This is a genomic window from bacterium (assembly GCA_030652805.1).
GTDB lineage: Bacteria > JAHJDO01 > JAHJDO01 > JAHJDO01 > JAHJDO01 > JAHJDO01.
In genome coordinates this window covers 1-5,078 of sequence record JAUSPT010000004.1, presented here as the reverse complement: position 1 = coordinate 5,078, position 5,078 = coordinate 1, and the positions used below count along the sequence as shown (strand labels likewise).

General features: G+C 36.7%; 11 protein-coding genes. All 11 read left to right on the top strand.

Annotated features, from left to right (window positions below; genetic code table 11):
• Positions 1-300 precede the first annotated feature (300 nt).
• The gene (locus Q7J67_00255) at positions 301-486 is read left to right on the top strand and encodes a hypothetical protein (GenBank protein MDO9463727.1); all 186 of its coding nucleotides are present in this window, start codon (positions 301-303) and stop codon (positions 484-486) included.
• A gap of 13 nt (positions 487-499) precedes the next feature.
• Complete coding sequence (locus tag Q7J67_00250) at positions 500-928, top strand: hypothetical protein (protein ID MDO9463726.1); 429 nt, start codon at positions 500-502, stop codon at positions 926-928.
• Between the two features lie 39 nt (positions 929-967).
• Positions 968-1,264 (top strand): hypothetical protein, encoded by a 297-nt coding sequence (locus Q7J67_00245; protein ID MDO9463725.1) that lies wholly within the window; start codon positions 968-970, stop codon positions 1,262-1,264.
• Positions 1,242-1,400, top strand: a complete 159-nt coding sequence (locus Q7J67_00240) for a hypothetical protein (protein MDO9463724.1) — start codon at positions 1,242-1,244, stop codon at positions 1,398-1,400. The genes Q7J67_00245 and Q7J67_00240 overlap by 23 nt, the downstream gene beginning before the upstream one ends.
• Before the next feature lie 115 nt (positions 1,401-1,515).
• Positions 1,516-2,103 (top strand): IS607 family transposase, encoded by a 588-nt coding sequence (locus tag Q7J67_00235; GenBank protein MDO9463723.1) that lies wholly within the window; start codon positions 1,516-1,518, stop codon positions 2,101-2,103.
• Entirely contained in the window at positions 2,075-3,121 is a 1,047-nt protein-coding gene (locus Q7J67_00230; GenBank protein MDO9463722.1) for a transposase, read from the top strand. The genes Q7J67_00235 and Q7J67_00230 overlap by 29 nt, the downstream gene beginning before the upstream one ends.
• A gap of 76 nt (positions 3,122-3,197) precedes the next feature.
• A complete protein-coding gene (locus tag Q7J67_00225; protein MDO9463721.1) occupies positions 3,198-3,416 on the top strand; it encodes a hypothetical protein in 219 nt (72 codons plus the stop codon).
• The gene (locus tag Q7J67_00220) at positions 3,395-4,066 is read left to right on the top strand and encodes a site-specific DNA-methyltransferase (protein ID MDO9463720.1); all 672 of its coding nucleotides are present in this window, start codon (positions 3,395-3,397) and stop codon (positions 4,064-4,066) included. The genes Q7J67_00225 and Q7J67_00220 overlap by 22 nt, the downstream gene beginning before the upstream one ends.
• A gap of 8 nt (positions 4,067-4,074) precedes the next feature.
• A complete protein-coding gene (locus tag Q7J67_00215) occupies positions 4,075-4,476 on the top strand; it encodes a hypothetical protein (GenBank protein ID MDO9463719.1) in 402 nt (133 codons plus the stop codon).
• Between the two features lie 104 nt (positions 4,477-4,580).
• On the top strand, positions 4,581-4,754 hold the full coding sequence (locus Q7J67_00210) for a hypothetical protein (protein ID MDO9463718.1): 174 nt from the start codon (positions 4,581-4,583) through the stop codon (positions 4,752-4,754).
• 3 nt (positions 4,755-4,757) lie between these two features.
• On the top strand, positions 4,758-5,078 hold a 321-nt coding region (locus Q7J67_00205), incomplete at its 3' end, for a hypothetical protein (protein MDO9463717.1).

Sequence of the window (5,078 nt, the reverse complement as noted above, 5' to 3'; positions counted from 1 at the left end):
TCATTGTTTCGCTTGGATTTATTTTAGCTAATCTCTTTTGCCTATAAAGTTTTCCATAACATATAGAGCATAGTTTTCTTTTCTTGATTTTAATCGGTCTTTTTTTGCATTCAATACATAATCCCATAATATTCTCCTTTTGTTTTGTTTATATAAACACAATCTGAAATATCTGTCAAACTATTCTTTTACTTGAATTAATATATTTGCATAAATGGGTGCTTTCATTAAGAATTTTGAGCGCAAAAATCTGTTAAGAAAAAACTTGACAGGCAATAAAGTTAATGATATGAATAAACTATGGAACTGAACACACTCAAAATAAAACAGGAATTAGAAAGACTTGGCGAGAATCAAGCATGGCTTGCTAATAAAATGAAAGTTAGCAGGCAGTTATTATTTTATATGATTAAGTCTAAGAAAATAACCCACGCAGAGAAAATAGCCAAAGCTCTCAATTTAGACCCACGGGACCTAATTAAATAAAGGAGTTAAGCTGATGAGAATCCATATTCCTGGAAACACGCCTTCATTAAAAAACTCAAAGGTAGCAACAGTAAAGGGGGTGTTTCACTCAAAGACTGTGCGTAAATACCTACAAAAATTAGGCGTTAAGAAATATTCAGTATCTAAAAAGACCGTAGAGAATTACAAAACACGACCTAATTTATTTGAAGCCGCTGTGAAATCTATGCGGGCAGATTTAAAAAAACGCAAGCCGCCGCATATAATCGGCTTTCATTTCGTGAGGGATTCCAAACATAAGTTCGACATCACGAATGCAATGGCGATTGTGTGTGATCTCCTGGTAGCCCACGATGTGATCGAAGATGATAACGCTGACCACCTAATCCCTATGCCAATTAAAATTAACAACGTTTGGTATCAGATTGATAAAGAATTTCCATGTTGCATAGTGGAGTATTAATATGCCAGCTAATCCAAAAATAATAAGGGAAATTAAAAAATGAGACCGGATATTTGTACCAGCACCATATGCCGTGCTTTCGACTCACCTTATTGCATCGAGTGTTCGCACGGTGTTTATTTCGGCGAAGGAATTGATAAAAATGGCAAGCTCTGGAGGTGGAGATTCCAGGCTTATTATGGGCCTATGTTCCTAAAGACAGATGGGGATCCGCTGAAAAATCAACCGGAAAGAGAAAATCATCCTGCCTGGGGGCCGTTTGAAGCATGGCAGGAAAAACACAATAAGAAAAGATTTAAGCGGAGGGCAAAAAATGAAAAGATTCCTATTCGCTGAAATTAAATCCTTTAAATATGTTGGCGGTTTCGGTGATAAGCTCATCGGATTTTTATATTCTGAGTGCTACGAACATACAATATATGCGCTGGTTTTTGGGAATAGTGGAATAGCATTAGTGGTAGGCAATAAATGAAATGGCAATCGATTGGGATTTAAATCGCTACATGTGGAATAAAGTATAATAGATAAACTTACGATTTATAGAAAATAATAGTTGACAATAGAAAATTAGTATATATAATAAAGGCATGAAATTATCACACTGGGCTAAAAAACAAGGCATTACTTATAGAACAGCATGGGAATATTTTAGAACCGGAAAGCTCCCTTCGGCTTATAAGTTACCAGGTGGGGCTATAATAATACCTGAATCCATTGGAAAAAAACAAGATTTTATTGTTACTTATGCCCGTGTTAGTTCCTCTCAAAACAAAGATAATCTTGAAAGCCAATCTAAAAGATTAATTGGTTTTTGCAATGCCAAAGGATGGACTGCAGACCTTAATCTAAAAGAGATAGGCTCAGGATTAAACGATAAACGGAAAAAACTTGAATCTGTCTTGCTTAATGGCAAGGCAACAAAAATAGTTGTTGAGCACAAAGATAGATTATCAAGGTTTGGTGTAAGATACCTTGAAATATTATGTTCTCATATTAATTGTGAAATAATAATTTTAAATCAAACTGAAACAGACAAACAAGATTTAATTCAAGACTTTGTTTCAATTATTACAAGTTTTTGTGCTAAAATTTATGGGCAACGCCGAAGCAAAAGAAAAACCGAACAATTAATTAAAGAGCTTCAAGATGATAAGAAAATCGACAATAAGCCTTAAATTTGCGAATACTGGCAAGCTTGAGAAGGTCAAAGAGATAGCCGAGGAATATCAAAGCGTTGTCAACCTGTTTATAGACAGCCTTTGGGAGCAAAGGCAATTCTCTGGCAATTTTGTCAAGGATACTACAGTTGAAAGCTGGTTATCGGCCAGGCTAAGACAAGCTGCCGCAAAACAAGCTCTATCTATTGTTAAATCCCAGCGCAAGAAGAAAAAGAAAACCAAGCCAGTTCTTAATCGAGTTGTCATGGAGCTTGATTCACGCTTTGTTGATATTAAACAAGCTGTAAATAGCTTTGATATTTGGATTAAATTATCCTCAATAGGCAACAAAATCACAATCAACCTGCCTTCCCAAAAGCACTTCCATTTTAATCACTTTATAGAAGCCGGCTGGATCATCAAAAAATCTATTCGGCTTAGAATAACTGAAAATGGTTATTTCGTTGATATTTTCTTTGAAAAACCAGCTCCTCCAATAAAGACTTCTGGTGGCCAGAAAGCCATTGATATCGGTTATAAAAAGCTCATTGTTAGTTCTGATGGTGAGTTCATCGGGGATAATGTAATTTATGAAAAAATAGCACGCAAGAAGCAAGGCAGTAAGGCTTTTAAACGTGCCTTGATCGAGCGTAATGAATTGGTCAATGTCTCATGTAAAGCTTTAGATTTAGATAATGTCAAAGAGCTGTTTGCTGAAGACTTAAAAAATGTCAAACATAAGACTAAAGGCAAAATATGTAAGAAATTCAATAATAAGCTACAAAGATGGACTTATCGAGGTGTCCTTGATAAATTATCTATGCTGTGTGAAGAAACCGGAGTTATTTTTAAAAAAGTTCCTTCTCAATATACCAGCCAGCGTTGTAGCCAATGTGGGCGCATTTGTAAGTCAAACCGTCGTGGCGAAACTTACAAGTGCTCTTGTGGATTATTGATGGATAGCGATCTCAATGCATCCAAAAATATCCTATTCGTCGGTGCATATGGTCTCGACGCCTTACAGCCAGTTCTATGATTTTCTATAGAAAAGGTAACTATCAGCTATTTACGCAGAATACAAGACATGCCAGAAATGCGGTGAAGCCCTCTATATGGCACACACATCGTTTCACAGGGCTATGGTGGATGAAGGAATACCACGACTACCAAAAGGGCATAGATTCCCCTCATGGGCTCAATTAGCAGTGCTGGAGATGGACACGGCTGATATGTACCGATGGCAGGTAGCTCTGCAAGCTAAAATAACGCCACAGTTCGCTTGGCTATTGTTAACACGGTTTAATAAGAAATGGAAAAAGCCGAGGAATTAATGAAGCCTTACTACGAGACTGAATTGGGGAAGCTGTATCATGGTTCATGCGAGGATATAATACCTGAACTTGAGCCTGTTGATCTTTGTCTCACAGATCCTCCCTATGGAACAGACTTTGATTATTATTCTAAGGGTCGTGGTAGGTGTTTAGCTAAGCAACCCGATTATGGTAAACAGAACTGGAATAAAACAAGACCGGATAAAACAGTCTTCGATTTAATACAGTCAATATCAACTCATCAAATAATTTTTGGGGGTAATCTGTTTACTGACTATTTACCGCCTTCGACAAGCTGGATTGTATGGGACAAAGATAATACTGGCAACTTCGGGGATTGCGAGCTTGCTTGGACATCTCATAAAAAATCTATCAGAAAAATCAAATGGTTATGGAATGGATTTTTAAAAGAATCTCCAGAAAAAAGATACCATCCAACACAAAAGCCCGTCGGTTTGTTTATGTGTATTATTAATAGATATTCAAGCAGTCGAAATTTAATTCTCGACCCGTTTCTTGGTTCGGGCACAACTGCAATAGCTTGTGAGGCATTAAAACGACGCTGGATTGGGATTGAAATTTCGGAGCATTTTTGCCGTATTGCAAAAGAACGTATTGAAGCAGAACGCAAACAAATTAAAATGTTTTAAAGGAGAAAATGAGTATTGACTGGGACGCAAACAGAATTGCTTATAACAGAGACAACGGAACAAAATATAAAAGCCGTTGGATGCTCTTAAAGCAACTATATAATAAACATACATCGCTTTATCGAGCGTCAAAAGCAATATGTATAAGCCACAAGGCGTTTGCAAGGGCAATAAGAGACGAGAACAAACTAAGAGCAGCAAAAGGCAAGCTTCAGCTAAAACTACTGCCTAAGGGACATAGATTTCCTTCGCTGGCGCAAAAAAAGGTGCTTAATATGGACACTAAGACCATAGATATTGGTTATAAAGAACTGATTGTAAGCTCAGATGGTGAATTTATAGGTGACAACACAACTGGGAATGTGATGAATGCAGACTGGAACACAGCCCGAAATACCTTATACATATGAATCACCCTCAAATCAGACTACCGGATTAAAGTTGGAACTTAAGCGTAGGGAGAAGCGGATATGAACAACATCTATAACAACAAAGGAAAGGAATACGCTAAATCATGAATGATTGGAAAGCCTTAGGCAAATTAAAGAGTAAAGATTCGGTTTATTATAATACTAAAAAAAACAAATTCGCAGTAGAAAAAGATCATAGTTGTTTAGTTGAGCCGACACCGGCAGAAAAATTAGAAATAATTCACAAGTGGCCGAAAGCGGTAAAAAAAGGAGTTTAAAAAATGACTATAGACTGGGACGGAACAAGGCTTGCTTATAATCGAGATCACAAAACTAATTATAAAACCCGCTGGATGTTTTTAAAACAGCTTTATAAGAAATATAAATCACTGGTTGCAATACAAGACATAATTTACATATCGGCTTCATCTATTGGTAAAGCTATGGATGAAGAAAGGTTGCCTAAGCTACCGAAAGGACACCAGTTTCCATCTGCTAATACGCAAAAAATAATAGACATGGACACACGCAATAAAAATAGAAAAGAAATAGCGGCTGAAGCGGGGTTTACCACGCTATATAGATGGATGTTGCAAAAAAAA